Below are 25,670 nucleotides of genomic sequence, written 5' to 3' on the forward strand. Positions count from 1 at the left end.
GCCGTCTCGCTCATGAGCCTGCGGAATTTCAGGCGAGAAGACGCGCGGGTTGGCCTTGGCGGATTACCAGCTCGACCGCCTGCTTGTCGAAAGATACGAAGCTCTCGCCGCCAAGCCATGCTCCTTCATGGGCGATCACGCCATCTGCAAAATCGCCACCCGCCTCCAGCATGGCCAGTCCTGCTTCGACCGCAGGACGGTTCATTGCTACATTGCCCGCGTTGAGCAGGTCGTGGATCGTCTGTGAAACATCTTCCTTTGATAGCCTGGCTCCTCGACGCAGTATCCAGACCAGTTCACATAAGCTCGGCAGGGAAACCGCGATCAGTGATGCTTCCCTGAGGAGCTTTGCCGCTGCCCTTCCCTGCTCGGCGTCATCCTGCAAGACGGCTCGAGCAAGAATGTTGGTATCGACTGAAACTTTCATTCCTCGCCGGCCCAGCCCGAAGCCGCGATTTCGTTCATCTCTTCGATGGTCAACGGCTTTTTCATCTTGCCAGCATGCCGACCGATAAAATCGTCGATTGTCCCCGCTGGACGAGCAGCCCTTACCCGCAGCTCGCCCCCAGGCAGCTTGTCGAATTCGATCCGCTCCCCCGGTTTGACCCCAAGATGCGTCAGCAAATCCCGTCTCAGCGTGATTTGCCCTTTCATTGTGACCGCAAGGGAAGCCATGGAAAATCTCCGAACTTTAAACCCATACAAAAGTAATGGAATTTTTCCTTACATTCAAGGTTCGAGTGATACGGACTTGCCTTCACCTGCCTAGTTCGTGTGGCTCACTCCCAACCGAAGAAAAAGTCGGGAAAAATTCGTCTGCCGCTCAAGCTCTCAATTGCGGTAATGCATCGCCGGCAAGCGATAAGAGCGGTTCGTAGTCGGCTTCGGAAAGCACTGAAAAATCAACGAGGCCGAGTGTGGCGCGCATGGCGGAGAGCGATGGCTCCTTGATCGCGGCGTCAAGCGCATTTCGCAGGAGAAGGATTCTGTCGTCCGATGCATCGCCTGAGGTGATGAATGGCAGGCCGGGGCCCTTGGGCGTTTCGGCGATGATGCGGACCGCTTGGAGATGGCCGGGATCGAAGCGGCGAATATTCGCATAAGTGACGCAATCGATGGAGGCACTCTCCGCCCTGCCCTCGGCAACGGCGGCGATGCTGCCGCGGTGGCTGCCGGTTTCGATAATCCGACCGAAGAAGCGGCCGCTGTCGGCAAGCGGAGCGACCGCCGCGCGAAAGAAATTGCTGCCGGAATTGCTGTCAGGACTATTGATCGCAGCCGTGGTGCCACGCAAATCCGCCAGCGAGCAAACGGGAGAATCCTTGCGGACGACAATGAAGCTGCGCATCAGCGGGCCGTCGCAGCCGGGATGACCATAAATCGGCGTCGCCACCAGGCGGGCCCTGCCACGCAGGCTCCTGGCAAAGGGATAGCCGCATGCCTGCGAGAGAAGAAGATCCGGCCTCAGCCAGGCTTCATCATAGGGAACCGCCTGATCGAGCTTTTCAGGCAAGCCCTTGAGGCCGGCATCCAAGAGATAATGCCGGAGGAACGACCAGAGCTCGGCTGTCGCATCCGCGAGCGGCTCCGATGTGACATACATGGCGATGCTGACGAGAGACATTCTGGTCCTTTGCGGCGAAGCGCAAGCATCGACCAAGTCAGGCAATGCCGCCGAGGCATACATATTTAAGCTCGGTGTATTCGTCCAATCCGTGCCTCGACCCTTCGCGACCGAGACCCGACATTTTCACGCCGCCGAACGGAGCCTCGGCCGTGGAGACAAGACCGGTATTGACGCCGACCATCCCATATTCGAGCGCTTCGGCGACGCGAAACACTCGCGACAGATCGCGGGCGTAAAAATACGAAGCAAGGCCGAACTCGGTGTCGTTTGCCTGTTCGATGACGTCCTGCTCGTCGCGGAAACGAAAAAGCGGGGCAAGCGGCCCGAAGGTTTCCTCGCGCGCGACCTGCATGCCGGCAGCGACATCGCGCAGGATTGTCGGCTCGAAGAAATGGCCGCCAAGCGCGTGGCGCTTGCCGCCTAAGACGATCCCGGCCCCCTTTGCAACGGCATCGCTGATATGGCTTTCGACCTTGGCGACGGCGTTGTCATCGATCAGCGGGCCAAGCACGACGTCGCGGTCGAGACCGTTGCCGACCTTCAAGCCCGAAACCGCCGCGGCGAGCTTGGCGGCAAACGCCTCGTAGACGCCGTCCTGGACATAAAGCCGGTTGGCGCAGACGCAGGTCTGGCCGTTGTTGCGGAACTTGGCGATGAGCGCGCCTTCGACGGCAGCGTCGAGATCGGCATCGTCGAACACGATGAAGGGTGCATTGCCGCCAAGCTCGAGGCCGAGCTTTTTGATTGTCGGCGCACATTGCCGGTAAAGCAGCTCGCCCGTCCGGGTGGAGCCCGTGAATGTCAGAACCCGAACGTCACGGCTTGCCGTCAGCGCCCCGCCAATTGCCGCTGCGTCACCCGTAACGATGTTGAGAAGCCCCGGCGGCAGGCCGGCACGCTCACCGAGAACGGCGATGGCGATGGCGGAGAATGGCGTCTGCAGCGCCGGCTTGAGAACGACGGCACAGCCGGCGGCAAGCGCAGGGCCAATCTTGCGGGTGATCATCGCGTTCGGAAAATTCCAGGGCGTGATCGCCGCCACTACGCCTGCCGGCTGGCGCAGGACGAGGATCCGCTTGTCGGCCTGATGTCCCGGGATGGTCTCGCCGTTGATGCGTCTCGCCTCTTCGGCGAACCATTCGATGAAGCTCGCACCATAGGTGATCTCCCCCTTGGCCTCGGCCAGGGGTTTTCCCTGTTCCAGCGTCAGGATCATCGCCAGATCGTCGCGGTTTTCGATCATCAGCCGATGCCAAGCCTTCAGAACGGCGGCGCGCTCCCCGGCGGTCTTCTTCGCCCAAAGCTTCTGGGCAATGACGGCGGCGCGGATGGCGTCCTCCGTTTCCGCGGCACCGAGATCAGGGACCACCCCCAGCGGTTCGCCTGTCGCCGGATTGCGGATCGTCGCCGCCTTGCGGCCTTCCGCTTCGATCCAGCGATCGGCAATGGGGCATGCCTGACGGAACAGCGAGGGATCATTGAGCTTCATATGACAACTTTCAACAGAACACGTGAGCGGCACCGGGATCGAAATCCAGATGGACTATATCTCCGCGGCTGAGCCCCGCGATAGCCTCATGACCGAACGGCAGGCGAACCGCCAGCGCCTCGCCTGTTGCCGTCTCGGTGGAGACATGAATATTGTTGCCGAGAAAGGTAATGTCGCTGACTGTTGCGGCAAGGCCCGCTCCCGCCGCTTGGGCGCGCGACAATCGAATGCGTTCAGGCCTCAGCATCAGGGCTGCCCTCGTCCCGGAGGTTCCTTTTCCATGCACCGGAATATGATTGAAGACGCTCCCGCCGCCAAGCGAAATGGTGGCCTGCCCATCGGAGGATGACAGCAGGTCGCATGCAATGAAGTCGCTGTCGCCGATGAATTCGGCAACGAAGCGGGTCCGCGGATTGGCGTAGAGTTCCGGCCCCGTGCCGATCTGGTCGATGACGCCTTTGGAAAAGACGGCGATGCGGTCGGAGAGCCGCAACGCCTCCTCCTGGTCGTGCGTGACATAGAGGATCGTCACTTCGGTCTGCTGGTGGATCCGACGTATCTCATGCTGGATTTCCTCGCGCAGCTTCTTGTCGAGCGCCGACAGCGGCTCGTCCATCAGAAGCACCGGCGGATCATAGGCAAGGGCTCTGGCAAGGGCGACGCGCTGCTGCTGGCCGCCGGACATTTGCGCCGGCTTGCGATCCTCGAAGCCTTCGAGCCTGACGAGGCGCAGCATCTCCTTCACCTTGCTAGCGACCTCGGCCTTGGACTTGCGCCGGACCTTCAGCGGGAATGCGATGTTTTCGCCTACCGTCAGGTGCGGAAACAGGGTGTAGCGCTGGAACACCATGCCGATGTTGCGCTTGTGCGACGGCGTGGCGAGCAGGGTCTTGCCCTCCAGCGTGATGTCGCCTTTCGTCGGAGTTTCAAAACCGGCCAGGATGTAGAGGGTCGTGCTTTTCCCGGATCCGGACGGTCCGAGAAAGGTCAGGAACTCCCCGCGCCGAACGTCGAGATTGACGTCGTGGACGGCAACCACCGGGCCGTATTCCTTGCGTATTCCGCGGATCTGAAGGAATGGTTCTTTCATTGTTTCAGTACCTTACGCACGACGGCAACCAGCGCCATCAAGATGATCGTCAAAAGGATGAGAAGGGTCGACGCCGCAGCGACAACCGGCGTCAGGTCTTGCCGCAGCGTCGCCCATACCTTTACCGGCAGCGTCTGCAGGGTCGGGCTGGACATGAAGATCGCCACCACCACCTCGTCCCAGGATGTCAGGAACGAGAAGACGGCCGCCGAAAACAGCCCATGGCTGATCGCAGGCAGGGTCACCCTGATCTTTGCTTCCAGAGGCGAGGCGCCGCACAGAACCGCCGCGTCCTCGATCGACTTGTCGAAGCCCTCCAGCGCACTTGAGATGGACAGGATCGAGAAGGGCAGCGCCAGAACGAGGTGCGAGATGACAAAGCCTACCAACGTGCCGCCAAGGCCGATCCTTAGAAAGAAGGCATAAAGGGCGACTGCAAGAACCACGACGGGAAGGATCATCGGCGTCAGGAACAGCGCTTTCAGCGCATCGCGGAACAAGAACGAACCGCGCACCAGCCCGAAGGAGGTCACGAGCCCGAGCAGCACCGACAGGATCGTCACGATGACCGCGATCTTGAAGCTCGTCCAGGCCGATTCCAGCCAGCGCGGATCGGCAAAGAGCTCGCTGTACCATTGAAACGTCCAGCCGGGCGGCGGAAAGATCAGCCACTGCGAGGAGCCGAAGGACAGGGCGGCGATAAAGACGATCGGCAGCAGCAGAAAGGCCGCAGTCAGAAGCGTTATCGTCAGCAGCATGTATTTCCACCAGCCGAGGCGGTCGAAATTGAGCAACATATCAACGCCCTCCCGGGTTCTGGTTGCCGACGAAGCGCAGCTGCACGGCATAGAGCGACAGGGTCACCACGAGGAGAACCAGCGCCGCAGCACCTCCCATGCCCCAGTTGACCAACGACTGCACGAATTGCGCGATCAGCTCTGCGAGCATCATGTTCGCGGTGCCGCCAAGAAGTGACGGCGTGACGAAATAACCAAGCGACATGACGAAGACCATGAGGGCACCGGCCGCCATGCCAGGCATGGCCAAGGGCAGCAGGACACGGGTCAGGCACTGCCACCGGTTGGCGCCGCAAAGTGCTGCCGCCTGCAGGGTCGACGGGTCGATCTTCTTGATCACGCCGTAGAGCGGCAGGATGATGAAGGGCAGCATGATATAGGTCATGCCGATCGTCACCCCGGTCAGGTTGTTGACGAGCGCCAAGGGCTTGTCGATCAGCCCCATTCCGATCAGCATCTTGTTGATCAGCCCCGTCCGCTGCAAAAGCACCATCCAGGCATAGGTGCGGGCAAGCAGGTTGGTCCACATCGACAGGAGCAGGATCGCAAAGATCACCGACGTCAGGCGGCCGGGCATGATCGCCAGTGCCCAGGCGACGGGAAATCCGATCAGCAGCGAAATCACCGTGACGAGACCGGAGACGATGAAGGTGTTGGCGAAAATCTTGAGATAGGTCACGGACCCGATCAGCTGGGCATAGTTTCCAAAGCCCGGAACCGGTTCCAGCACGCTGCGCAACAAGAGCACCGCCACCGGCGCGATGAAAAAGATCGCCACGAAGGCGAGAGCCGGAACGACTCCGCCAAAACCCGTTGCCCTGCGCGCCTTTGGCAGGGGCGCAATTGCGCCGGAGGCATCGCTATACGTCGACATGACAGTCCTTCCCACCCGCCAATTTCCACAGGCGCCGAGGTCCAACAAACGGGCACCGACGCTGCGGGAGGCACGGCGAACATTCGCCGTGCCTGATCATCTCAAGTTTCAGGCTATTTTGCCTGCCATGCGTACCATTTCTCGCCGATGGCATCGCGATTATCAGCCCAATAGTTCATGTCGGCATTCACCTGGCTTGCCGTCTGCTGATCCGGCAGGGTCTTGGCCGTCTCCGGATCCATCAGCTTGGCCGAGTCAACATTGATTGGTGCATATCCGGTGGCCTTTGCAAGGGCGGCCTGCGGTTCGGCCGAGGTCGCCATTGCAATGAACTTCATCGCGGCTTCCGCGTTCGGCGAACCCTTCGGCACGACGAGCGAATCCGCAGCGGTGATGTTCTGTTCCCATGAGGTCTCGGTCTTGATACCGCTCGCCGCAAGCGCGGTCATGCGGCCATTCCAGACACTGCCGAAGGGAGCCTCGGCGGATGCCAGAAGCTGCTGCGACTGTGCGCCGCCCGACCACCAGACGATATCCGATTTGATCGTATCGAGCTTCTTGAAGGCGCGGTCGAGATCAAGCGGATAGAGCTTGTCGGCAGCCACGCCGTCGGCAAGCAGCGCCGCTTCGATCACGCCGGGAGCCGACCATTTGTAAAATGTGCGCTTTCCCGGAAACTTTGCCGTGTCAAACAGGTCCGCCCATGTCTTTGGGCAGGCGCTGACGGCATCGGCATTGCAGCCGATCACGAAGGAATAATAGAAGCTGCCGACCGAATAATCGGTTACGAAGCGCGGATCGAGCTTGGATTTATCGATGACGGAGAAATCGAGTTTCTCGAGCTGGCCATTCTTGCCGGCCTGAGCGGCATAGTCGCCTTCGACGTCGACAACGTCCCAGGTGACCTGGCCAGCCTCGACCATCGCCTTGAGCTTGCCGTAATCCGTCGGCCCGTCCTGTACGACGGTGATGCCGGTCTTCTCGGTGAATGGGCTGGCCCATGCAGCCTTCTGCGCGTCCTGGGTCGTTCCTCCCCAGCTCGAGAAGACCATGTTGTCGGCGTGCGCCGGTCCGGACACAGCCACGAATGCGGCAACCGCCGCGAAAGCAAATGTTGTTTTCATGTTCCCTTATCCTTGTTCTGGTTTGTCCTGTATGCCTTATGCCGTCAGTGCGCCTCGCTCCTGGGAGAAAAGTTAGCTGGCTTCATAATCTTGTTTTCCGCCACCTCGATGAGATCGCGGATCTTGGGCAGGAAGGCCTGCCACCGGGGATCGGCCAAAAGCCTCTGGCGCCTCGCTTCCCGGTCGTCCAGGCTCGCAAAGGCCCAGATGTGGACGATTTCGTTGATCGTCCCGATCTCCGAAAAGAAGTAACCGACGAGCGTGCCGAGATGGCTCTTCTGGATCTCGATCCCCTCTTCCTCGACGACCTTGAGATATTGCGGGATCGTGCCGTTCTTCAGTCGATAGGTGCGGATCTCGTAAAACATCGGCGTTACCTCATCACGAAGGGATCGGGGATCGGATCGTCCGATGTCCTGAGCCAGATCGTCTTGGTGCGGGTATAGTCGAGCGCCGCGGCCATGCCGCCTTCCCTGCCATGGCCAGACAGGCCGAAACCGCCGAACGGCGCCATCGGTGATACCACGCGGTAGGTGTTGACCCAGACGATCCCGGCACGGAGCCCCTTCATCAGCCGGTGCGCCCGGGTGAGGTTCTGGGTGAAGACGCCGGAAGCCAGGCCATAACGGGTATCGTTGGCGAGCCGCAGCGCCTCGGCCTCCGTCTCGAACGACACGACGGACAGGACCGGTCCGAAGAATTCCTCGATCAGGGACGGCGAGGCGACATCGTCGCAATCGAGAATCGTCGGCGGGAAATAATAGCCGTCGCCGTCGATCTTGCTTCCGCCCGTGACGAGGCGGGCGCCGCTTTCAATCGACTTGGCGACGAGGGCGCCGATATTGTCCTGCTGGCGCTTGGTGGCAAGCGGGCCGACTTCTGTCGCCATATCGAGCGGAGCACCGATCCGGATCGCCTCCGCCTTCTCACGCAGCATGGCGACGAACTTGTCCTTGATGCTGCGTTCGACGATCAGCCGCGATCCGGCAACGCAGCTCTGCCCTGTCGCGGCGAAGATGCCCGCGACCTGAGCATTGGCAGCGCTCTCGAGATCCGCGTCGGCAAAGACGATGAATGGCGACTTGCCGCCAAGTTCAAGCGAGGTGGAGGCGAGGTTTTCGGCCGAGTTGCGAACGACGTGCCGGGCGGTTTCTGGACCGCCGGTAAAAGCGACGTGCGCGACCTTCGGATGGCGGCCGAGGGCGGCGCCGCAGGAGGCGCCGAAACCCGTGATGATGTTGACGACGCCGGCGGGAAAGCCTGCCTCGTGCACGAGCCGCGCAAATTCGAGAAGCGGCGCCGGCCCATCTTCCGAGGCCTTGACCACCATCGTGCAGCCGGCCGCAAGCGCCGGGCCGATCTTCACAGCCGACAGGAAGAGCTGGCTGTTCCACGGCACGACCATCGCAACGACGCCGATCGGCTCGCGGCGAAGCCAGACATCCATGTCGGGCTTGTCGATCGGCAGGTAGGCGCCTTCGATCTTGTCGGCGATACCGGCATAGTAGCGATAGTATTCGGCGACATAAGCGATCTGCGCCGATGTCTCGCGGATGATCTTGCCGGTGTCGCGTGTCTCCAGTTCTGCGAGGATCTGCGCGTTGGCGGCAACCAGGTCGGCCAGCTTGTAGAGCAGCTTGCCGCGTTGCGTGGCCGTCAGTTTCGGCCAGGCGCCTTCGCAAAGCGCCCTGTCGGCCGCGTTGACAGCCCGATCGACATCCCCTTCGCGCGCTTCGGGCATATCAGCCCAGACCGCGCCGGAGGCTGGATCGATGCTCGGATAGCTGGCCTCGCCATCCGAGAATTCGCCGTCGATGTAGTGCTGGAAACGCCGCATGGTCTTACTCCTGAAATGCTGGCATGACCTCGGTGATGAAGCGCTCGAGCGACGCCTTCTTGCGCTCGAAGCTCATGCCGGTGTCGATCCAGAAGGAATATTCGTCATAACCGAGCGCTTCATAGGCCTTGAGCCGGTCGATGACGGTCTCAGCGTCGCCAACGACATTGTTGGTGCGCATGACCTGATCCGACAGCATCGCGTTTGCCCTGACCTGTTCGTCCGGGATCCGTTCAATCAGACCCTGGGTAACCGGCTTCTCATTCTTGAACCAGGCGAAGAAATAATTGTAGTAGACGCTGAGTTCATGGGCGGCTTGCGCGACATCGTCCTCTGACGAGCCGACATAGGTGTGACGCAGCAACATGATCTTGGGCCGCTCGATCTCGGGATTCTTCGCGCAGGCATCGTTGAAGCGCTCCATCAACGACTGAACCTCGTCGTCGCCCTGCCAGAGCGGCGTCACCTGAACGTTGCAGCCGTTGGCGACCGCAAATTCGTGCGAGTTCGGATCGCGCGCTGCCACCCATATGGGCGGGTTCGGCTTCTGCAGTGGTTTCGGCGCCGACGTGGTCGACGGAAACTTGAAGAATTCCCCGTCATGCGCGTAGTCGCCGGCCCATATGCCTTTGACCGCCGGGATGAGTTCGCGCATGCGCTGGCCAGCACCCCAGGCATCGAGACCGGGCAGCAGACGCTCGTATTCGAAGGAATAGGCCCCGCGAGCTATGCCGATGTCGAGTCGTCCATCGCAGATGATATCGGCCATGGCCGCCTCACCGGCGAGTTTGATCGGATGCCAGAAGGGGGCAATTACTGTTCCCGTCCCAAGCCGTGCCCGCGATGTGCGGCGCGCCAGATCGGCAATGGTCACGAAAGGGTTGGGCGCAATGGTGAAATCCATGCCATGGTGCTCACCCGTCCAGATCGCGTGCATGCCGCCTTTGTCGGCGATCTCGCAGAGCGCGACGAATTCCTCATAGAGGCTCTTGTGGCTTTGGCTGGCGTCGAGCCGTTCCATATGGACGAAGAGGGAGAATTTCATGCTTTTGCGTCCTTGGCTGGAATTGGGTGTACAGTGCCGCCGGTCTCGTCGCCGAAATAGACTCCGAAATTGCCGATCGAGCTTTCCATCGCAAAACGGTTGACGATATCGGCAGTCGAACTGGTCTTGAACTTTGCCGCAACCAATGCGTCAGGCTTCAGGAACCTGCCGCCGGCAGGCTCGCCCTCTCCGGCAACGGCGTGATAGACAATGTGCTGCTTGCCGTCGCTCTTGCCCTCATAAACCGAATAGAGAAAGCCGATGCTGACCTTCAGCCCGGTTGATGTCTCCAGGTATTTTTGCAGTGCCTCGGTCGGGCTGCCGTCATGGGCGTCGACGCTTGGCAAGGAGAGCACATCCTCGCCGAGCAGCAGAACTTCACCGCGCCGCTCGACAACGGCCGCAAGTTCCATATTGCCTTCGCTTGCCGCGGACACTGCCTTGCTTGCGAGCGTCGGCGTGAAATAACCGCCACGCGCATAGCCGAGACCGTTGCGGCCGCTATTGTCGAAAGCTTCGATGCGCCCCATCAAGATGACGTGGTCGCCAGCCTCGATGACCTGCTCCATGGCACATTCGAACCAGGCCGCCACGCTCGAGAATATCGGGCAGCCTGCCGATCCCCTCGCCCACTCGACCGCCGCAAATCTATCCTCGACCGGTCGCGCAAAGGTGTTCGACACGTCTTTCTGCGTTTCCGAAAGCACGTTGATCGCAAAATGCTGCGCTCCGGTCATGATGGCGAAATTGCGTGACGTCTTGGCAAGGCAGACGAGGAGAAGCGGTGGATTGAGCGAGACCGAGGTGAAGGAGTTCGCCGTGAAGCCGATCGGATTTCCGTCCCCGTCGCAGGCGGTGACGACAGTCACCCCGGTCGGAAAAGCCCCGAATGCATCTCGCAGCGCTCTTGGGTCGACAGTCTGGATTGTCATCGTTCATCCTCCCCGAACGACAGCCACTCAGCGAGCAGCGAATTTACGATATCAGGCGCGGTCAGGTTCACCATATGACGATGGCCTTCGACGATGCGGGCATAGCCCCGCGGCGCAAGCCCTGCCATTTGCGTTGCCATCAAGGGCGTCGAGTTCGGATCATCGGACCCGGTCAGAAACAGGGCCGGACCAGCCACGTCTTTCCAGCCGTCAGCATAGGTCTCGTCTCCGCCCGCGAAGGCAGCGTAGGCAACGGCATATCCCTGGGGATCGACGAGGTTCAGCCATTTTCGTGTCAATTCACGCGCAGTGACGCTGTCCGCATCCTCGCCGAACCAGCGGGCCAGAGGGCCTTCCTTGTCGACGCCCGATACCGGAATGGCCGCGGCGCGCGAAAGCACGGCGGCCTTTGCCTCGGGGTCACGCCTGTAGACACCGTTGAGGTAAGCGACGCGGCTGATACGCTCGCCAAAGGTCGCGGCTGCCCCTCCCGAAACCAGTGCGCCCATCGAGTGCCCGGCAACATTTGCCGGGCCGATTGCCATCTCGTCGAGAAAGCGTCCGAACCAGGCGACGAACTCCTCGAGCCGACTGCCCACCGGCAGCTTTGCGCTTTCCCCATGTCCCGGCATATCGACAGCGATGACGCGATGGCCTGCAGACAGGAATGCGATCTGCGGAGCCCAGGCCTCAAGCCGCATGCCGACGCCGTGAATGAGAACCAGCGGCTCGCCGCTGCCGGCCTCATGATAGGCCGTTCCGCTTGCCGTCGTCTTTCGGGGCAAGGCACCGGCGGCGTTTGTTGCTGCAGCGGTGCGTGTGGTCGATCCGGCCGTCAGCATCTCAGAGCCGCTCCCTCAAACGCCCGCAGGATTGGCAACGTCCTGCCCCAGGTCTTTCAGATCCTGGTAGCGGTCGCCGATGCGGTGATGCGGGCGCCCGCCTATCGAAGCCCCGAGAGCCACGACGATCTCGTCGGCGGCAGGCGCGTCGGGGATCGACGTCTGGATGGTCAGGTAGTGCGAACGGCGGCCCTCATCGTTCTTGTCCATCAGCGGGATCATGATCGGCGCGTTGGCAGGACCGCGTGTGTTGCAGAAGGCGAGATAGGACTTGGCGCCGACGGCCTGGCGATAAAAATTGCCGAAGCGCAGCGTGTGGATGAGCGCCGACCCGTGTTCGATCTCGCCGTCCAGGCCGACGACAGCGGACTTTCCATATCCTTCGACAGCCTCGCCGGACCCGACCGCATCGATGATCATCTTGGTCAGCAACTCGCCGAGCACTGGAGCGCCTGCGTGAATTTCGGGCTTGAGGTCGTCGACAAAGCCGCGCCCTGCCCAGGGATTCTTCACGACCGCAAAGGCGGTAAACAGCTTCAGCGGAACCGCCGCGGCCTTGCCGCCTTCGATCAATGTCGTTTCGATCTGCAGTCCCGTCTTGCGAATTTGAATGGCCATCGAACACCTCATCTCTCAACTTCGTATTATGGTATACCATACTATATGAGTGTCAAGTTGGCTCCTGCATGGATGCAGTTCAGGCCGAGGCGGAGATTTTCAATTTGGCACGCGTGCGCTCTCACGCTTCGAAAGCGCCTCTTCTTTCAGCTTATGGTCGGCAGCCACAGACCCCGCGACGGCAGCGCCGAAGGCGCACGACAAGTCCGGAGGTCACGATTGTCCCAGTTCATATGATGCCGCCTTATGTATTATTTATTATGGCATACCATCTCATTGAGCAAAGTTGGGTGTCAAGCTTGGAGTGCGGAGTCTGCTAAATTCCTAGGAATATGATTGCGCTTACTGGAGTGACATCGACAGATGTTCGGTGCAGGCGCTTTGCCATCCGCCTGCGACGAAGGCCACAGCGAGTCCGCCGCGCCTAGTCGGCAGGCTTCTTCGCCGACAGCACCGCTTCGGCAATCGCGCTCGCGGCGGCGACGTGATCCATCGCCGCCCGGTAAGCCCCCTCGCCGTCACCGCGGCGGATGGCGTCCACGATCTTCGACATCTGCAGCGGCCCTTCGATGCCGCGCCTCTCCGTCTTGATCGTCATCGAGCGCAGGTGGTTTATGCGCACGGTGAGGAGATTGACGACACCCCAGGCAACGTTCCTGTCAACCATCGTGAACAGCGTATGATAGAAGGAAGAGGTGTTCGTCAGCACAGCCGACATGTCGTTATCGCGGTAACTGTTGCGTATCCCGGCCAGCGATTCCTCCAGCGCAGCGACGATCTCGGGGCTGCGGCGCTCCGCGCACAGCCGCGCCGCCATGCCTTCCAGCGCGCCACGGATCTCATAGATCTGCTTGGCTTCCTCGATGTCGAGCTGCGCGACGATCGGCCCCTTGTTCGGCAGATTGGCGACAAGCCCTTCCGATTCCAAATGCCTCAGAACCTCGCGCACGACTGTTCGGCTGACGCCGAGCTGGGCGCAGAGGTCACGCTCGACAAGGCGATCTCCGGGACGGAAATATCCGTTGACGATCGCCTCGCGGACCTTGTCGAGCGCCAATTCCCGCAAGGTCTTTGCAGGACGCTCAACTCTGATTGCGTCCTTCAGAGCACCGCTCATTCTGTACCTCAGTGTTGGACTTTGCACGCTCAACTTCCGCCGCGGCAGCCGAATGCAAGAATCGTATTATGGCGTACCAGATACTGTAGCTGTCGGCGGCCGGCAATTCAACAAGCGCCGTGCCGACCTATAGGGCCGCGCGTCTTTCAGACGTGCAAAGGATGCTGTAGCACTTAGATCTGCTGCTCTAGAAGTCGCGAGCTAGCCTCTTGAAACAATCTCCTCGACCACGGCCTTGGCCTGCACCCGGATATCCGGAACGGCCGTGATCTCCCAGAATTGCCCCGCCGTCAGGGCGCCGACCGCGAATAGTCGGGCAGGCGAGATCCGGGACGAGGCTATCACCTCGGAAGCGGCATCCACCTGGATTCCAAGGCCAAGAGGATCGGGGACGATCAACTCAAAGCGGCTCATTTCCTTCAAAAGCGGTGAATGACTGATCCCGGCCCGCTCCATTCCCGTGCAGTTGACGAGCCAGTCCGCCCTGATCTCGGCGATCTCGCGCGTCGATCTGACCCTGTAGCTGGCAGCAAGCCGCCCCTCCTCGGCTCCGAGCGATTTCAGGAAGCCCGCGTGGAAGCGAACGGTTCCGTCTAAGACCAGCTTCTCAAACCTGTCGAACACGTCAGGCGCGACCCGGTGACGGTGGATGTTCCACCAGGGAAGCGCATGCCTGAGGAAGCGTGCCCGCTCCTTGTTCGAAAGCCGTTGCCAGAGAGCCTGCGTTGCAGGCCTCAGGCCGTCCATCACGGCTCGCCAGTCGGTAACCGTCCTGCTCTTCCCCCGCAGGGTCTTCAATATGCCGCTGATCGTCTCCGGAAGCCTCTCGACGTCGATCGGCAGAGGCACCGGCGGCTTCCACGCGTGTCCGAGCGGTGCGAGCCCGCGCCGCGAAAGCACATCAATCTTGCCGCTGTGGCCATGGGCGCGAAGTGCGAGAACCTGATCGATCATCGTCAAGCCGGATCCGAGGATACACACCGCATCGGATGGTGCGACGCGCCTCAGCCACGAAAGCCGCCATGGGTTCTCGATGATCCGCGATCGCAGCGATGGCGGGACGTCATCCGGAGCGACCGGAAGGCTCGCGTTACCGACGCCGAGGCAGAGCACCACGTTCTTCCCGGCAATCTCGTCACCATTGCCGAGATGGAAGGCCAGTGTGCTGCTGTAGCGTTCCACGTATCCCGCCGCCTTGGCTTTGATGAAATCGACCCGGCAACGGCCGTCCCGCTTTCGAAGCAGCCGTGCAAGCGTGTCGCGGACATAAAGACCGTAATCGCTGCGCGAGGCGAAATCGCCTGCCTGCGTCAGGCGGCCATGGCTTTTCAGCCAGTCGACAAAGTCGTCGGGTTGATGCGGTAGCAGGCTCATGCGGCCGGCGGGAACATTGAGGCGATGGAGATAGAGCTCCGTCCGGTACGCCGTCCCGCGGCCGAAACCGGGATCGTCGCCGACGACGGCGACCTTCGCCGAAGCGGGAAGCTGTTCGATGAGATTGCAGGTAACCGCGATCGCTGAAAAACCGGAACCGACGACGATAACATCATATGTCAAATGCATTCTCCCTGAAGCTCAGAACGTCATCGAGACATGTCGTCATTCAAGCCCCGTGTCGCTCACCGGTCCCTGCTGATCGCACGAGCGGCAGAATCACGAAAACAATTATCTCTATAGTCTATAAATATAGTTTGTTATTTCTCCCGCTAGCCCCTTCCCGACCATTACCCTTTTGAGGGTGAGATCAAGAGCCGAGCGGCTCTGAACAAAGGGGCTCAAGATGAATTTCAGGAATTTGGTTGCCGCAATCGCCGTCGGCGTCGGCACTCTTGCAACGGCTGTTGTCGCTGAAGCGGCGGACAAGAAGGTCGTCGTCGCCTATCAAACCGACGCCTTGCCGTCTTCCGTGGCGATCGCCAATGGCGAATTCGCCAAGGAAACGGGATACGACATCGACTTCCGCAGGTTTAACTCCGGCGCCGAAATCTTTGCGGCGATTGCTTCCGGTGACGTCCAGGTCGGCTATGTCGGCTCGAGCCCGTTTGCGGCTGCGGTATCACGCGGGCTCGAGGTCAAGGCCTTTTACCTCGCCTCCATCTCGGGCATCGACGAGGCTCTCGTCGTCCGTAACGGCTCCGGGATCGAAAGCCTGAATGATCTGAAGGGCAAGAAGCTTGCTGCTGCGCCGGTGTCGACGGACCACTATCAGCTTCTGGCGCTGATCAAATCGCTGGGCCTGACCGAAAAAGACGTTCAGGTCTTCGCAATCCCTCAGCCTGAGATCGTCGCCAGCTATAACCGCGGCGATATCGATGGCGGCTTCGTCTGGGATCCGGCGCTCACCGAACTGAAGAAGAACGGCAAGGTTCTGGTGACCTCCAAGGAGGTGGCAGATAAGGGCGCGCCGACATTCTCGGCCTGGGTCGCGACCTCGACGTTTGCCGCCGACAACCCGCAATTTTTGAAGGGTTTCGCTTCGGTCATCAACAAATACTACGCGTCTTTCGCCTCGGACAAATCCGCCTGGGGTCCCGACAGCGACAACGCCAAGTCACTCGCCAAGCTTCTCGGCGGCACAGCCGACCAGCAGGCATCGGCCCTGAAGAACCTGACGCTACTGACACCTGATGTCCAGGCATCGGATGCCTGGCTTGGCGGCGGCGAAAAGGCCGGTGCCGGCAAGATCCTCAAGGACACCGCATCGTTTCTGAAGGAACAGGGCAAGGTTTCCGATGTGCTGGCGAATTACGGCGCCTTCGTCACCGCAGACGCCCTCGCCGGCGTCAGCAACTGATCCTCCCCAACGCCGGCGCGGCTTGCCGCGCCGGCGTCGAACCTGCGAGCGGCAACATGCTTAAAGTCGATCACGCCAGCGTTTTCTTCGCAGCCCGCGACGGGCGGACCGTTCACGCACTCGATCGCGTTTCCTTCGATATTCCCGAACGGGGCTTCGTCGTTGCGCTCGGAGCGTCGGGATGCGGCAAGTCAACACTTCTCAATGCTATCGCCGGTTTCCTCCCGCTTTCGGATGGCCGGATCACCCTCGATGGCCGCGCGGTCGAAAAACCCGGCGCGGACCGTGGCGTCGTCTTTCAAAAGGACTCGCTGCTACCTTGGAAATCGGTTGTCGACAATGTCGCGCTCGGTTTGAAATTCGCCGGGGTCAAGCGCAAGGAGCGCGAAACCCGCGCGCTGGAGCTTCTCCGGCTCGTCGGCCTCGATGAATTCGCCGGCGCTTTTCCCTACGAATTGTCGGGCGGCATGCGCCAGCGTGTCGGTATCGCACGGGCTCTGGCGACAAATCCCGACATCCTGCTCATGGACGAGCCGTTCGGCGCGCTCGACAGCCTGACGCGCGAGCAGATGCAGGAACTGCTGGTTTCCATCTGGGATAAAACGGCAAAGAAGATTTTCTTCATCACGCACTCGATCGAAGAGGCCTTGTTTCTGGGCACGCAGGTGCTGGTCATGTCACCGCGACCGGGCCGCGTCGTGGCACGCTTCGATCTCGATTTCGTTCGCCGCTTCGCCGAAACCGGCGACGCCCGGTCGATCAAGGCGTCGCCGCAATTTGCCGAGCTGCGCGAGGAGATCCGCGCCATTCTCCACAGCACCGAAGACCTCAGGAGCGCCGCATGAGCGACATAGTGCAGGCCCCGCCGATTGCGGCGGGCAGAGAGGACCGCCCGGTCAAGCTGGTAAAAATGGCAAGCTTCGGAGCCGGCGAGAAATCGACGGTGGCCATCAGCATTGCCACGGCACTCGCCATCCTTCTGCTGTGGTGGCTGGTATCGGCGCTCGGTGTCGTCCCACACCTGTTCCTGCCGCGTCCAGACGAGGTGCTGACACAAATCGGCGCCATTTATCGCGACGGTTACGCCGGAGCGTCACTGTCCGAGCATGTTTTTGCGAGCTTGTTCCGCATCGTGGTCGCCGCTCTCATCGCCGTTTCCGCCGGCATCCCGCTCGGGTTGCTCATGGGCCTGAATCGCTGGGCAAAAGGGGTGCTCGACGCGCCGATCGAATTCTACTGGCCGCTTCCGCCACTCTCCTACCTGCCGCTGATGATCATCTGGCTCGGCATTGGGGAGACGTCGAAGATCACGCTGCTGGTGCTTGCGATGTTCGCGCCGATCTGCCTCTCGGCCCAGGCCGGCGTTCGTTCGCTGCCGATCGAGCGCGTCAATGCCGCACGTTCGCTGGGCGCGAGCCGGCTGCAGCTCTTCCTTGATATCGTCCTGCCGTCGGCCCTTCCCGAGATCCTCACCGGTATCCGAATTGCGCTCGGTGTCGGCTGGGGCACGCTGGTCGCGGCTGAATTGATCGCATCCACGCGTGGGATCGGTTTCATGATCATGTCGGCTTCACAGTTCCTGGCGACCGACGTCGTCTTCGTCGGCATCGGCATCATCGCGATCTGCGCATTCACCTTCTCGGCCGCCATTCGTTTTCTCGAGGCGTTCCTCGTGCCCTGGAAGGGCAAGCTCTGACCAAGTGGCGGCAGGGATGCCTATTCAATGGCTTCCTGCCGCCGCGTTCAGCCCGTGTATAGCGACAAGCTCGGCTGCGACCAGCTTCTGAAGCCGCCATAAATTGCGGTCCCTGATGCCGCGTTCCTCCAGATGCTTCACCGTCAGATACAGATATTCGGCGCAGGAGCCCATGTGTCCGCAGGCTCTCGCAAGCACCTGCGCCACCGTCTCCAGCGGCAATTTGCGGGAAACCCGCTCGCCCTTCGGACCAGCCCAAAAGACCAGCGCACGCACCAGCCCATGCGCGGTCGCGACCGGGATCCAGCGAACCGTCGCAGCGTCTTCGATCGTGCCGACCTCACGGCGGATCAACCGCCTAATCTGGCCAAGGCGATCATCATCGGCAAGCCTGAAGACAATGCCGTTGCAACGTCCACCGCGGTCAAGTGCCATCATCAGGCCCGGCTGTGCTCGCGTTCCCCGCCAGCGGGTCATCTGCAGACAGAAGGAGCGATGCCACCCTCTTGTTGCGCCATGCTGCGATTCGACGGCATCGAAGTCCGGCTTCCATATCAATGATCCATAGGCGAAGATCCAAAGCGGCGCGCCGATAGACTCATCGAGAAGCCGGTTGGCGAGCATCTCCACCTCTGCTTCGGTCAGCGGTGTTCGGTGTGGCTCGGGGCCTACATCGACCGCAGGGCGAAGGCTCAGCGATACGAGCTCGTCCGTTAGAGCCATTCTTGATCCGGTCATCAAAAGTTTGCTTCCCCGGACCGTCACCAGCTTATGCTCCCGCATATCCGTCATGCGTCAGTGCACCGTAAATCTGGCCGCATCGGCCTGGCGCCGCTGCAGGCTGCGTATCAGCATCGCGGCCTCCCTGACGATTGCCGAAAACGTCGCATCATCGGCCTCTGCGATCCTTCCCGTCATCTCGCGGATGGTCGTCGTCAAATGAATGATGGAATGGCGATGCTGCGCATCTCCCGATCCTATTTCGGCATCGGCCATGGCGAGCAGCGCCTGCACCAGCCGCTCCATGGTTTGGCGGCGCCTGGTCCTCGGGTCGGCATTCGGATCTTCGCTAAGGCGCAGCAGGTCGGCGACAATGTCGGACATTGCGATTCCAATCACATTGCAAAGGCCGGGGGCATGGAAACGACATGCCTTCGACCGCGCGTTTGCGTCTTCAAGCCCTCCAGCAATCGGTAGCCGTTGCGCCAGCGGCCAAAGCCGCTGGAGACATTGATGTGTCCGGCAAGGCCGATATTCCTGGTCTCGGCGTTCCACAGGCGGCCGAACAGGGTCAACCGATCGACCGTCATGTAGGCATCGTTCATGCTGCCGACGACGATGCTTGGAAAAGGCAAAGGCGCCGTCGGCATGGCGCCAAACGAGATAAGCCCCGGATGCAGGTTTTCCGTGGCCGGCAGATCGCATGGAGCAACGAGCAATGCCCCTTTGACGCGCCGCGCCGCACTTCGCCCGGCCAAGCGGGCGGCAAGCAGGCATCCGAGACTATGGGCGACCAGATAGGCCTCGCCGGCCTCTTCAAGTGCGCCTTCCAATCGCAGCAGCCAACTGTCAAGGTTCGGATGATCCCAGTCCTGCTGGGCGACGCAACGACTGCCCGGCTGATCCTGCAGCCAGTGCTGTTGCCAATGCCCTTCTCCCGAGCCGAAAAGCCCGGGAAGAATAAGTACATCGATCATCTGACGGCATCCTCTCTGAAGCTGCGCGTCGGTCCTTTTCCCGATCGGGGCAAACATCTGACCTCACTCATCAGACCAGCCCGATCACCAGGGCGAACAGGAATGTGAAGGAGCTGACGATCGTGCAGATTCCGGCCGCATGCCTGAAATGCGACATGACGCTGCCTTCCGCTCTTCTCGCACCGTGCCGACGCAGGTCGGTCTCAACGACAATCGCCATCACGCCGTTCTCCTCAATACCAAAGGCCGGGCATGGTGCCCCAATAATGGAGTTCGTATTCGCGGGCGGACCGGTCGCGCTCGTCGTCCGGCATGAACAATCCGTTTACAGGCTCCCGTGCAGCGGGCGGCTTCAGGCCGAGGATCCGGCCGATCGAAAGCTTCAGCCAGAACTGAAAATCAAGCTTCATGCGAACCTCCTGTCAGGAACCGGTATTCTTCGGCTAGAGCATTTCCGTTCGAATCACGGAAGTGCTCTATCTCTTTGTTTTCATGCAATTCCGGACGCAAAACCGCTGTGCACTTTTGTTGGAATTGCTCTACGAAATCAGCGAATGACGTTGTGCATTGGCGAGAAGAACGTGAAGCGATGCCGTCGGTCCGTAGAGCATCAGCAGGCGGTTCTCCTCGCGTTTGGCGAGACGATATCGTCGGGCGAATTCGAAGACGCTCCACAATTGCTCGCTTGGCCCCGGCCTTTCCTCATCGGTGATCGTTGCTTCCTGAGATCGAGCCATGGTGACGATCCTTACTCGGCTGCCGCCAAGGCCGGGTTTGCGCCCGGAAAGAAAGCCGCCAATTCGCCGATCACGTCGTTAATGCGGGCCAAAAGCGCGTCGGATGAAACTGCATAGTCTGTGAAATCGCGGTCGGACGCATAGACGGCGGTCGGCAAGGTATGGGCCATAAAAAACCCAAACAGCGGCCGCAGTTGATGCTCGACCATCAACGCATGCCGGTCACCGCCGCCGGTCGCCGTGATGATGATCGGCTTGCCCCGAAGTTCGTGCGGGTCGATCAGGTCGATGAGGTGTTTGAAATGGCCGGGATAAGAGCCCTTGTAGGTTGGCGAGCCGATGATCAGGGCATCGGCCCGCACGATCTCGTCGACGACATGCCTGGCCTGCGCGTCGAGATCCTTGCGCCACAAGGCGCTGCCCAGCGACGGACCGACATCATGCAGATCATAGCTCTTGCTCGTAAATCCGTAGCGAATGCTTGCACGTTCGGCGACGTGCCGCACAAGTGCCAATGTCTTCGATGGACGGTTGAAGCTGCCAGCGATGCCGACGAGTTTGAAACCTGACATGGTTTTTCCTCTCTTTGCGTTGCCTCAACTATTGTCTACAAAATTGATAGATTAAAGGAACGTGCGTCTCTCCTTCTTCGCCTGGTTGAAAAAAACGTTCGCCGCCGCTCCGGCACGCATAAGCTGCATGGCGATCGTCACAAGGGATCGCCGGTCCAGCGACCGCTTCGACCTCGCGAGCGGGAAGACGGCAGGAAGGGGAAATTGTTCGGCTTCTTTTGGAGACGCTGGTGTGGGCGGCATCGTGATGTCGCGAGCCTGGCGAGAAACTCGTACAAATTGCTCGCCATAAATGGCTTTGCCGCAAGGTCGAATATAATTGGTATAAGATTTCCGGTTCAGCGGAACGATTGGATGACAAGCCCTGCCTTTTCCTCTGCGGAAAATATACGCTTCTTATAGATTTTAGCGGGAGCTTTTCATGCCAGTGCAGACGGCTGATGTCATCGATTTCCAGGCCTACCGGCAATCTCGCAGCAAAGATGCGCCCGATGCGCTGAAGGCGGCCGCGCCGCCCGTATCCTTTGCGATGCAGCCGGTTCTGATGTGGGTGCCCTATTGGGGCTTTGTCCCGGTCATGGCAATGGGCATTGCGGGATATGGCGTCTGATCAAGCGCTTCTTCCCGACGGCGAAGCGAGAGATGCCGCCGAAGAGATCACGGTTCAGACAGGACAGAATTTGCGGCGCATTCGCACCCGCCGCGGCTACTCCCTGGACCGGCTGGCAAAGATCGCCGGCGTCAGCCGCGCCATGCTCGGGCAAATCGAGACGGGCAAAAGCAGCCCGACATTGAGCATTCTCTCGAAGATTGCACTTGCTCTCGGTATTCCCTGCGCCGCTCTGATCGCCGAACGCGGCGACACCTCGATCATTACAGTACCGCGGGCAAGATCGAAGATCCTCGCCTCTTCGGAAGGGCGCTTCCGGACACGGGCTCTTTTCCCCTTCGAAGGCGAAAGAAAGGTGGAATTCTACGAGCTCAGGATCGCTCCGCACCATACCGAAAGTGCCGATGCCCATCAGCATGGAACGGTCGAAAATCTGGTCGTTGCTCAGGGCACCGTCGAAATCATCGCCGGCAAGCAGGCACCCCATATTCTGGGTGAAGGCGATGCCATCATCTTCGATGCAGACGTGCCGCACATCTACCGCAACATGACGGGAACGGAAGCAATCCTCTACCTAGTCACGACCTATCTCGAAGACGTTCGCGTCTGACACAAAAAGAGCCCCGTCTCCGGAGGCTCTTGGTCGTTTCCTTGAGAGGCGGATGGCTCAGGCGGCCATCATGCAGCACATCATCATGCCGCCGCAGTTCATCATCATCGGCATGCCGCTGGACATCATACGCTTGCAGCATTCCATGAACATGTCCTTGTCCATGCCTTCCATCGGCTTCATTTCGCAGACCATGCCCTCGGCAGTCATGGTGCATTTCATAGTGCCCATCATCATCATCATCGGCATGGAGGCCATCATCGGCATCATCGCGCCGTTCATCATGGGCATGCCTGACATCATCGGCATCATTCCACCCATCATCGGGTTCATCATGGCGGGCATCATGTTGTTCATCATCGGCATCATGTTCATGGCGGGGTTCATTATCTCTCTCCGATCAATATCGTGGCGTTTCGTGTTTCGATGAAACGGGAGATAAAAGAACCAATTGCAGCAAACAATGTAAAAAAATCTTCCCAAATCTTTTCCTCCAATAGAATGGAGCGGTTTCGATGGGAATGTGCAATCTTGCCAAGATAACGGAATTCCATCCGCTATCATCGCCCGAGCGGGACGATCGTTCTGAACAGTCTCCCTGAATACGCCAGGAGAATTAAGTCCCCCACGCCATTGTGAGGGACTTTCTGAAAGTCTGGCGTTTCCGAACTAGGTTTCCGATATCTCGACCGACAGATCCGGGCCGAGCGCCTGCAGGAAGCTAGCGGCATCGAAAACGGCTGCCGGCGCCTTTGCGCCGATATCGCGGATGCGCCCCGAGAGGATACGCTGGACCGCTTCACAGATGATCGGCGCCGTGACGGCGTAGATGTCTTGTCCCTGTGCGACAATCTGACGGCGCACGTCACCCTGCGTGACGATCACTTCTACGGCAAAGCGCTGCGCCGAACGCCCGGATTCGTCGACTGCCTGCGGCGGAGGCGTCGACGAGTCGCGGACATCCCGCAGAGCGACTGTGCTCAAGAAGGTGTGCAGTTCCTTCGTCCGGACGTGCCGGGCGATCAGCGGCACTTCCGAAAAGGGAAGCTCGACGAAAGTCTGCCGACCGAACGGGGCCGGTAAAGTCGACACCCTTTCAGCAGGCGGTTGAGGCACCGGCTCCAGCTGCCCACCGCTGACGGCCAGGCGCCGTGCAGTGTTTCTTTCTCCGGTAACGCGTGTGCCTCTCGTCGGGAGCCAGCTGTCGAGCGCAACTCGAATTTCGATGTCGTCGGCGTGCTCCCACTCGTCCATGACAGCTGCCACGAGCAGGTCGGCCAAGCCGCCATAGAAACCCATGGCCGGGATGACGGCTGTGCCCGCTTCCCGGGCCGCAACCTCATGCCTCTCGAACGTGGCCTGCACACTCGGTTGCTCGGCCGTCACGTCGAGATAATGAATCCCCGCTCGCAACGCGGCACGCACCACTGCGTCGGCGGTGTCCATGAACGGGCCGGCGCAGTTGATGACCGCCGCCGCGCCGGCTAGCGCCCTGTCCAGTTCCCCGTCATCCTCGACCGCTGCTTCGCGGCATTCGATGCCGCGCTCCGCAAAGCCCGCAGCCGCCAGCCGCTCGGCATTCCGTCCAACCGCGATGGGCTTGAGACCGCGCCGCAACAGTTCGGCTACGACAAAACGACCGGTATGGCCGTTCGCTCCCAAGACCGCGATAGATTGGGACGTCTCCGTGATGTCGGCTTCGTAAATGGTCATTGTTTTCTCCATCGCTACAGACCTGTCTGTACCCAATAAAACATACAGGTCTGTAGCGTGTCAATCCGTTTGCTGTTATGCTGGCGACATTGGAGGTACACGAATGTCGAAAAGCGCAACGAACTCCCGTGCCTCTGGCGGCAACGAGGTGCGGGATAGGATTCTCGAGACGGCGTCGGAACTCTTTTACCGGCGCGGCGTGCGTGCTGTCGGTGTCGATCTTGTGGTCGAAAAATCCGGCGTCGCCAAAACCAGCCTCTACCGCCATTTCGGCACGAAGGACGACCTCATCGCGGCCTTCCTCAAGCGCGAGGACCTGGACTTCTGGAGCACCTGGGATCGCGTGACGGAACAGCATTCGGACGATGCCGAGGCCATGCTCGATGCACATTTTGAGTGGATCGGCGAACGGGTCGGGCGGGAAAACTACCGAGGCTGTCCGCAGATCAACACCGCAGCCGAATTTCCCGAAGCGGATCACCCTGCCCGCAAGGTCGCCGAAGCCCACATGCGCGAGATGCGGCGGCGTCTGAAGACCATCGCCGAGGGGCTTGCGGTTGCCGCGCCCGATCGGCTCGCCGGTCAACTCGCGGTTCTGATCAACGGCGCCTTTGTCAGCATGCAGCTCTTTGAGCCCGGCGAGGCCACCGGTTTGCTCCGCGATGCAGCGCACGCCCTGATCGCCGCCAGCCGTAGCTGATCACACTGGACATCCGCTGAAAGTACAAATTGCAGAGCTGTGAAATGGGCAACAGGAAGCCGCAAGACAGGGCGACTGAGCAGCCCCCAAATCCCGGCTTTTCAAACATTATAGTGCCGGGTCCGGCTCAGGTAGAAATTTTAGGAATGATGAGGATGCGTCGGATCGTCGTGCGGCTTCAGGAAAAACCGACGCGCGATGTCCCAATAGCCATCATAGACAAGCCCGCCATTCGAACGGACGAGCGTATCGCGGTTTTTGCGATAGACCGCCGGAAGGCGATACCAGGAGATGCCCGGCCGGCGATGATGGAGAACGTGCAGGTTGTTGTAGAGAAACAACAAGCCGAAGAGATGGCTGTTTTCGACGATGGCGGTGCGTTCCTCATGGCTGTCGGCATATCTGTGCTCGGCATAGGATCTGAGCCGCGTCATCGCAGCACCCGTATAGACGAAAGCAAGATAAAGCCAAAGCGGCATGCCGCAGATGACGGTCGCCCAGAAAAGAACGGCGGCAACGGCGATGCCGTGCACACCCCATATCCGCCGTCGTCCCGGTTCGTTCGCCCGTACCAGCTGCCCTTCCTGCCCAAGGAAACTCAAAAGCATCACCGCAGGGCCGATGGTCAAACGGCCGAACAGGGTGGTGTTCCACCGTGCCAGCAACCTGCCGGTCGCGCCGAGCTGGTCCCAGGTGGCCTTGGTAAAATAGGAGGATTCCGGATCTTCGATCGGATCGGTCAGATATTCGTCGCGATGATGCTCCAGATGGCTTTCCCTATAGATCGGATAAGGCAGCCACAGCGACAGCGGTATCGACCCGATCGCGTCGTTTATGCCTTGGTTTCCCGTCGGATGGCCGTGAATGACTTCGTGCTGAAGGGATCCATGCCAGGCAATCAACCAGCCTCCGGCGATCACGGCCATGATCAGCGGCAATGATTGCCACCACCAGGTGAGCGCAAGAAATCCGCCATGGATGACGAGTGCGAGAATGACGGTCGGCCATTGCGTCGAACGCGACGGAATAATGGCTTGCGAAGTCCTGTCGAGCATGCGTGTGATTTTTCCCCATCAACCACACCAATCTATCGCAGGGCATCAGCGATAGAGAATAAAGCCTATCTATTTTATAGGCTTATTTGAAAAA

The 25,670-nt window shown here is 60.3% G+C and carries 32 protein-coding genes; 6 read left to right on the forward strand and 26 right to left on the reverse strand.

What is annotated here, in order from left to right; translation table 11 throughout:
* Positions 1-28 precede the first annotated feature (28 nt).
* The 16 genes from ACD590_RS34595 to ACD590_RS34670 form a co-directional block, all read right to left on the reverse strand.
* The gene (locus ACD590_RS34595; protein WP_247264106.1) at positions 29-427 is read right to left on the reverse strand and encodes a type II toxin-antitoxin system VapC family toxin; all 399 of its coding nucleotides are present in this window, start codon (positions 425-427) and stop codon (positions 29-31) included.
* On the reverse strand, positions 424-675 hold the full coding sequence (locus tag ACD590_RS34600; protein ID WP_247264107.1) for an AbrB/MazE/SpoVT family DNA-binding domain-containing protein: 252 nt from the start codon (positions 673-675) through the stop codon (positions 424-426). The genes ACD590_RS34595 and ACD590_RS34600 overlap by 4 nt, the downstream gene beginning before the upstream one ends.
* A gap of 148 nt (positions 676-823) precedes the next feature.
* On the reverse strand, positions 824-1,624 hold the full coding sequence (locus ACD590_RS34605; protein WP_439004350.1) for a phosphate/phosphite/phosphonate ABC transporter substrate-binding protein: 801 nt from the start codon (positions 1,622-1,624) through the stop codon (positions 824-826).
* A 37-nt stretch (positions 1,625-1,661) separates the two neighbouring features.
* Positions 1,662-3,116, reverse strand: a complete 1,455-nt coding sequence (locus ACD590_RS34610; RefSeq protein WP_131702949.1) for an NAD-dependent succinate-semialdehyde dehydrogenase — start codon at positions 3,114-3,116, stop codon at positions 1,662-1,664.
* 10 nt (positions 3,117-3,126) lie between these two features.
* Complete coding sequence (locus ACD590_RS34615) at positions 3,127-4,206, reverse strand: ABC transporter ATP-binding protein (protein WP_247264110.1); 1,080 nt, start codon at positions 4,204-4,206, stop codon at positions 3,127-3,129.
* Entirely contained in the window at positions 4,203-5,003 is an 801-nt protein-coding gene (locus ACD590_RS34620; RefSeq protein ID WP_210068440.1) for an ABC transporter permease, read from the reverse strand. The genes ACD590_RS34615 and ACD590_RS34620 overlap by 4 nt, the downstream gene beginning before the upstream one ends.
* Before the next feature lies 1 nt (position 5,004).
* Positions 5,005-5,877, reverse strand: coding sequence for an ABC transporter permease (locus ACD590_RS34625; RefSeq protein ID WP_247264111.1), 873 nt, complete (start codon positions 5,875-5,877; stop codon positions 5,005-5,007).
* A 113-nt stretch (positions 5,878-5,990) separates the two neighbouring features.
* Positions 5,991-7,001, reverse strand: a complete 1,011-nt coding sequence (locus ACD590_RS34630; RefSeq protein ID WP_018446105.1) for an ABC transporter substrate-binding protein — start codon at positions 6,999-7,001, stop codon at positions 5,991-5,993.
* A gap of 44 nt (positions 7,002-7,045) precedes the next feature.
* The gene (locus ACD590_RS34635) at positions 7,046-7,369 is read right to left on the reverse strand and encodes an NIPSNAP family protein (RefSeq protein WP_003538302.1); all 324 of its coding nucleotides are present in this window, start codon (positions 7,367-7,369) and stop codon (positions 7,046-7,048) included.
* Between the two features lie 5 nt (positions 7,370-7,374).
* The gene (locus ACD590_RS34640) at positions 7,375-8,838 is read right to left on the reverse strand and encodes an aldehyde dehydrogenase (protein ID WP_439004351.1); all 1,464 of its coding nucleotides are present in this window, start codon (positions 8,836-8,838) and stop codon (positions 7,375-7,377) included.
* A gap of 4 nt (positions 8,839-8,842) precedes the next feature.
* A complete protein-coding gene (locus ACD590_RS34645; protein ID WP_439004352.1) occupies positions 8,843-9,883 on the reverse strand; it encodes an LLM class flavin-dependent oxidoreductase in 1,041 nt (346 codons plus the stop codon).
* Complete coding sequence (locus ACD590_RS34650) at positions 9,880-10,815, reverse strand: flavin reductase (RefSeq protein ID WP_018246710.1); 936 nt, start codon at positions 10,813-10,815, stop codon at positions 9,880-9,882. Before ACD590_RS34650 ends, ACD590_RS34645 begins: the two co-directional genes overlap by 4 nt.
* Complete coding sequence (locus ACD590_RS34655; RefSeq protein ID WP_247264114.1) at positions 10,812-11,657, reverse strand: alpha/beta fold hydrolase; 846 nt, start codon at positions 11,655-11,657, stop codon at positions 10,812-10,814. Before ACD590_RS34655 ends, ACD590_RS34650 begins: the two co-directional genes overlap by 4 nt.
* Positions 11,658-11,672: 15 nt before the next feature.
* Positions 11,673-12,275 (reverse strand): amino acid synthesis family protein, encoded by a 603-nt coding sequence (locus ACD590_RS34660; RefSeq protein WP_003538313.1) that lies wholly within the window; start codon positions 12,273-12,275, stop codon positions 11,673-11,675.
* A 424-nt stretch (positions 12,276-12,699) separates the two neighbouring features.
* On the reverse strand, positions 12,700-13,392 hold the full coding sequence (locus ACD590_RS34665) for a GntR family transcriptional regulator (RefSeq protein ID WP_028732331.1): 693 nt from the start codon (positions 13,390-13,392) through the stop codon (positions 12,700-12,702).
* 201 nt (positions 13,393-13,593) lie between these two features.
* A complete protein-coding gene (locus tag ACD590_RS34670; protein WP_439004353.1) occupies positions 13,594-14,955 on the reverse strand; it encodes an FAD/NAD(P)-binding protein in 1,362 nt (453 codons plus the stop codon).
* Between the two features lie 217 nt (positions 14,956-15,172).
* Here ACD590_RS34670 and tauA point away from each other — a divergent pair, with 217 nt between their 5' ends.
* The 3 genes from tauA to ACD590_RS34685 are packed head-to-tail and all read left to right on the forward strand — an operon-like array spanning position 15,173 to position 17,882.
* The gene (gene tauA / locus ACD590_RS34675) at positions 15,173-16,186 is read left to right on the forward strand and encodes a taurine ABC transporter substrate-binding protein (protein ID WP_210068444.1); all 1,014 of its coding nucleotides are present in this window, start codon (positions 15,173-15,175) and stop codon (positions 16,184-16,186) included.
* A 56-nt stretch (positions 16,187-16,242) separates the two neighbouring features.
* The gene (locus tag ACD590_RS34680) at positions 16,243-17,031 is read left to right on the forward strand and encodes a taurine ABC transporter ATP-binding protein (RefSeq protein ID WP_168278218.1); all 789 of its coding nucleotides are present in this window, start codon (positions 16,243-16,245) and stop codon (positions 17,029-17,031) included.
* A complete protein-coding gene (locus ACD590_RS34685; protein WP_131702954.1) occupies positions 17,028-17,882 on the forward strand; it encodes an ABC transporter permease subunit in 855 nt (284 codons plus the stop codon). Before ACD590_RS34680 ends, ACD590_RS34685 begins: the two co-directional genes overlap by 4 nt.
* Before the next feature lie 24 nt (positions 17,883-17,906).
* Here ACD590_RS34685 and ACD590_RS34690 read toward each other — a convergent pair whose 3' ends face one another.
* From ACD590_RS34690 to msuE, 7 genes are all read right to left on the reverse strand, one after another.
* Positions 17,907-18,674 carry a gamma-glutamylcyclotransferase gene (locus ACD590_RS34690; protein WP_247264117.1) on the reverse strand — a complete coding sequence of 256 codons (768 nt, stop codon included), beginning with the start codon at positions 18,672-18,674 and terminating at the stop codon, positions 17,907-17,909.
* 3 nt (positions 18,675-18,677) lie between these two features.
* The gene (locus ACD590_RS34695) at positions 18,678-18,986 is read right to left on the reverse strand and encodes a hypothetical protein (protein WP_247264118.1); all 309 of its coding nucleotides are present in this window, start codon (positions 18,984-18,986) and stop codon (positions 18,678-18,680) included.
* An 11-nt stretch (positions 18,987-18,997) separates the two neighbouring features.
* Entirely contained in the window at positions 18,998-19,579 is a 582-nt protein-coding gene (locus ACD590_RS34700) for an RBBP9/YdeN family alpha/beta hydrolase (protein ID WP_018246701.1), read from the reverse strand.
* Positions 19,580-19,649: 70 nt separating this feature from the next.
* Entirely contained in the window at positions 19,650-19,799 is a 150-nt protein-coding gene (locus ACD590_RS34705) for a hypothetical protein (protein WP_018246700.1), read from the reverse strand.
* A gap of 13 nt (positions 19,800-19,812) precedes the next feature.
* Positions 19,813-19,989: a hypothetical protein gene (locus ACD590_RS34710; RefSeq protein ID WP_018246699.1), complete on the reverse strand. Its 177-nt coding sequence runs from the start codon at positions 19,987-19,989 to the stop codon at positions 19,813-19,815.
* Positions 19,990-20,118: 129 nt separating this feature from the next.
* Positions 20,119-20,316 (reverse strand): hypothetical protein, encoded by a 198-nt coding sequence (locus ACD590_RS34715; RefSeq protein ID WP_018246698.1) that lies wholly within the window; start codon positions 20,314-20,316, stop codon positions 20,119-20,121.
* 11 nt (positions 20,317-20,327) lie between these two features.
* Positions 20,328-20,888, reverse strand: a complete 561-nt coding sequence (msuE, locus tag ACD590_RS34720; RefSeq protein ID WP_247264119.1) for an FMN reductase — start codon at positions 20,886-20,888, stop codon at positions 20,328-20,330.
* A gap of 421 nt (positions 20,889-21,309) precedes the next feature.
* Between msuE and ACD590_RS34725 the strand changes: the two genes are divergently transcribed.
* Both ACD590_RS34725 and ACD590_RS34730 read left to right on the forward strand, forming a co-directional pair.
* The gene (locus ACD590_RS34725; protein ID WP_439004354.1) at positions 21,310-21,498 is read left to right on the forward strand and encodes a hypothetical protein; all 189 of its coding nucleotides are present in this window, start codon (positions 21,310-21,312) and stop codon (positions 21,496-21,498) included.
* Entirely contained in the window at positions 21,488-22,108 is a 621-nt protein-coding gene (locus ACD590_RS34730) for a helix-turn-helix domain-containing protein (RefSeq protein WP_018446120.1), read from the forward strand. The genes ACD590_RS34725 and ACD590_RS34730 overlap by 11 nt, the downstream gene beginning before the upstream one ends.
* A 57-nt stretch (positions 22,109-22,165) precedes the next feature.
* Here the strand turns inward: ACD590_RS34730 and ACD590_RS34735 are convergent, their stop codons facing one another.
* A complete protein-coding gene (locus tag ACD590_RS34735; protein ID WP_334545341.1) occupies positions 22,166-22,495 on the reverse strand; it encodes a hypothetical protein in 330 nt (109 codons plus the stop codon).
* A gap of 282 nt (positions 22,496-22,777) precedes the next feature.
* Positions 22,778-23,821 carry a saccharopine dehydrogenase family protein gene (locus ACD590_RS34740; RefSeq protein ID WP_439004404.1) on the reverse strand — a complete coding sequence of 348 codons (1,044 nt, stop codon included), beginning with the start codon at positions 23,819-23,821 and terminating at the stop codon, positions 22,778-22,780.
* A 103-nt stretch (positions 23,822-23,924) separates the two neighbouring features.
* Between ACD590_RS34740 and ACD590_RS34745 the strand changes: the two genes are divergently transcribed.
* Positions 23,925-24,521 carry a TetR/AcrR family transcriptional regulator gene (locus ACD590_RS34745; protein ID WP_028732321.1) on the forward strand — a complete coding sequence of 199 codons (597 nt, stop codon included), beginning with the start codon at positions 23,925-23,927 and terminating at the stop codon, positions 24,519-24,521.
* 140 nt (positions 24,522-24,661) lie between these two features.
* Here ACD590_RS34745 and ACD590_RS34750 read toward each other — a convergent pair whose 3' ends face one another.
* Positions 24,662-25,576: a fatty acid desaturase gene (locus tag ACD590_RS34750; RefSeq protein WP_439004355.1), complete on the reverse strand. Its 915-nt coding sequence runs from the start codon at positions 25,574-25,576 to the stop codon at positions 24,662-24,664.
* Between the last annotated feature and the right edge of the window lie 94 nt (positions 25,577-25,670).

It is taken from the genome of Rhizobium sp. 862_C5_N1_2, from assembly GCF_051811205.1.
GTDB lineage: Bacteria > Pseudomonadota > Alphaproteobacteria > Rhizobiales > Rhizobiaceae > Rhizobium > Rhizobium leguminosarum.

Excerpts from the sequence above, each read along its gene's own strand:
- ACD590_RS34595 (WP_247264106.1), bottom strand. The coding sequence starts at position 427 with ATGAAAGTTTCAGTCGATACCAACATTCTTGCTCGAGCCGTCTTGCAG.
- ACD590_RS34600 (WP_247264107.1), bottom strand. The coding sequence starts at position 675 with ATGGCTTCCCTTGCGGTCACAATGAAAGGGCAAATCACGCTGAGACGG.
- ACD590_RS34605 (WP_439004350.1), bottom strand. The coding sequence starts at position 1,624 with ATGTCTCTCGTCAGCATCGCCATGTATGTCACATCGGAGCCGCTCGCG.
- ACD590_RS34610 (WP_131702949.1), bottom strand. The coding sequence starts at position 3,116 with ATGAAGCTCAATGATCCCTCGCTGTTCCGTCAGGCATGCCCCATTGCC.
- ACD590_RS34615 (WP_247264110.1), bottom strand. The coding sequence starts at position 4,206 with ATGAAAGAACCATTCCTTCAGATCCGCGGAATACGCAAGGAATACGGC.
- ACD590_RS34620 (WP_210068440.1), bottom strand. The coding sequence starts at position 5,003 with ATGTTGCTCAATTTCGACCGCCTCGGCTGGTGGAAATACATGCTGCTG.
- ACD590_RS34625 (WP_247264111.1), bottom strand. The coding sequence starts at position 5,877 with ATGTCGACGTATAGCGATGCCTCCGGCGCAATTGCGCCCCTGCCAAAG.
- ACD590_RS34630 (WP_018446105.1), bottom strand. The coding sequence starts at position 7,001 with ATGAAAACAACATTTGCTTTCGCGGCGGTTGCCGCATTCGTGGCTGTG.
- ACD590_RS34635 (WP_003538302.1), bottom strand. The coding sequence starts at position 7,369 with ATGTTTTACGAGATCCGCACCTATCGACTGAAGAACGGCACGATCCCG.
- ACD590_RS34640 (WP_439004351.1), bottom strand. The coding sequence starts at position 8,838 with ATGCGGCGTTTCCAGCACTACATCGACGGCGAATTCTCGGATGGCGAG.
- ACD590_RS34645 (WP_439004352.1), bottom strand. The coding sequence starts at position 9,883 with ATGAAATTCTCCCTCTTCGTCCATATGGAACGGCTCGACGCCAGCCAA.
- ACD590_RS34650 (WP_018246710.1), bottom strand. The coding sequence starts at position 10,815 with ATGACAATCCAGACTGTCGACCCAAGAGCGCTGCGAGATGCATTCGGG.
- ACD590_RS34655 (WP_247264114.1), bottom strand. The coding sequence starts at position 11,657 with ATGCTGACGGCCGGATCGACCACACGCACCGCTGCAGCAACAAACGCC.
- ACD590_RS34660 (WP_003538313.1), bottom strand. The coding sequence starts at position 12,275 with ATGGCCATTCAAATTCGCAAGACGGGACTGCAGATCGAAACGACATTG.
- ACD590_RS34665 (WP_028732331.1), bottom strand. The coding sequence starts at position 13,392 with ATGAGCGGTGCTCTGAAGGACGCAATCAGAGTTGAGCGTCCTGCAAAG.
- ACD590_RS34670 (WP_439004353.1), bottom strand. The coding sequence starts at position 14,955 with ATGCATTTGACATATGATGTTATCGTCGTCGGTTCCGGTTTTTCAGCG.
- tauA (WP_210068444.1), top strand. The coding sequence starts at position 15,173 with ATGAATTTCAGGAATTTGGTTGCCGCAATCGCCGTCGGCGTCGGCACT.
- ACD590_RS34680 (WP_168278218.1), top strand. The coding sequence starts at position 16,243 with ATGCTTAAAGTCGATCACGCCAGCGTTTTCTTCGCAGCCCGCGACGGG.
- ACD590_RS34685 (WP_131702954.1), top strand. The coding sequence starts at position 17,028 with ATGAGCGACATAGTGCAGGCCCCGCCGATTGCGGCGGGCAGAGAGGAC.
- ACD590_RS34690 (WP_247264117.1), bottom strand. The coding sequence starts at position 18,674 with ATGACGGATATGCGGGAGCATAAGCTGGTGACGGTCCGGGGAAGCAAA.
- ACD590_RS34695 (WP_247264118.1), bottom strand. The coding sequence starts at position 18,986 with ATGTCCGACATTGTCGCCGACCTGCTGCGCCTTAGCGAAGATCCGAAT.
- ACD590_RS34700 (WP_018246701.1), bottom strand. The coding sequence starts at position 19,579 with ATGATCGATGTACTTATTCTTCCCGGGCTTTTCGGCTCGGGAGAAGGG.
- ACD590_RS34705 (WP_018246700.1), bottom strand. The coding sequence starts at position 19,799 with ATGGCGATTGTCGTTGAGACCGACCTGCGTCGGCACGGTGCGAGAAGA.
- ACD590_RS34710 (WP_018246699.1), bottom strand. The coding sequence starts at position 19,989 with ATGAAGCTTGATTTTCAGTTCTGGCTGAAGCTTTCGATCGGCCGGATC.
- ACD590_RS34715 (WP_018246698.1), bottom strand. The coding sequence starts at position 20,316 with ATGGCTCGATCTCAGGAAGCAACGATCACCGATGAGGAAAGGCCGGGG.
- msuE (WP_247264119.1), bottom strand. The coding sequence starts at position 20,888 with ATGTCAGGTTTCAAACTCGTCGGCATCGCTGGCAGCTTCAACCGTCCA.
- ACD590_RS34725 (WP_439004354.1), top strand. The coding sequence starts at position 21,310 with ATGCCAGTGCAGACGGCTGATGTCATCGATTTCCAGGCCTACCGGCAA.
- ACD590_RS34730 (WP_018446120.1), top strand. The coding sequence starts at position 21,488 with ATGGCGTCTGATCAAGCGCTTCTTCCCGACGGCGAAGCGAGAGATGCC.
- ACD590_RS34735 (WP_334545341.1), bottom strand. The coding sequence starts at position 22,495 with ATGAACCCCGCCATGAACATGATGCCGATGATGAACAACATGATGCCC.
- ACD590_RS34740 (WP_439004404.1), bottom strand. The coding sequence starts at position 23,821 with ATGACCATTTACGAAGCCGACATCACGGAGACGTCCCAATCTATCGCG.
- ACD590_RS34745 (WP_028732321.1), top strand. The coding sequence starts at position 23,925 with ATGTCGAAAAGCGCAACGAACTCCCGTGCCTCTGGCGGCAACGAGGTG.
- ACD590_RS34750 (WP_439004355.1), bottom strand. The coding sequence starts at position 25,576 with ATGCTCGACAGGACTTCGCAAGCCATTATTCCGTCGCGTTCGACGCAA.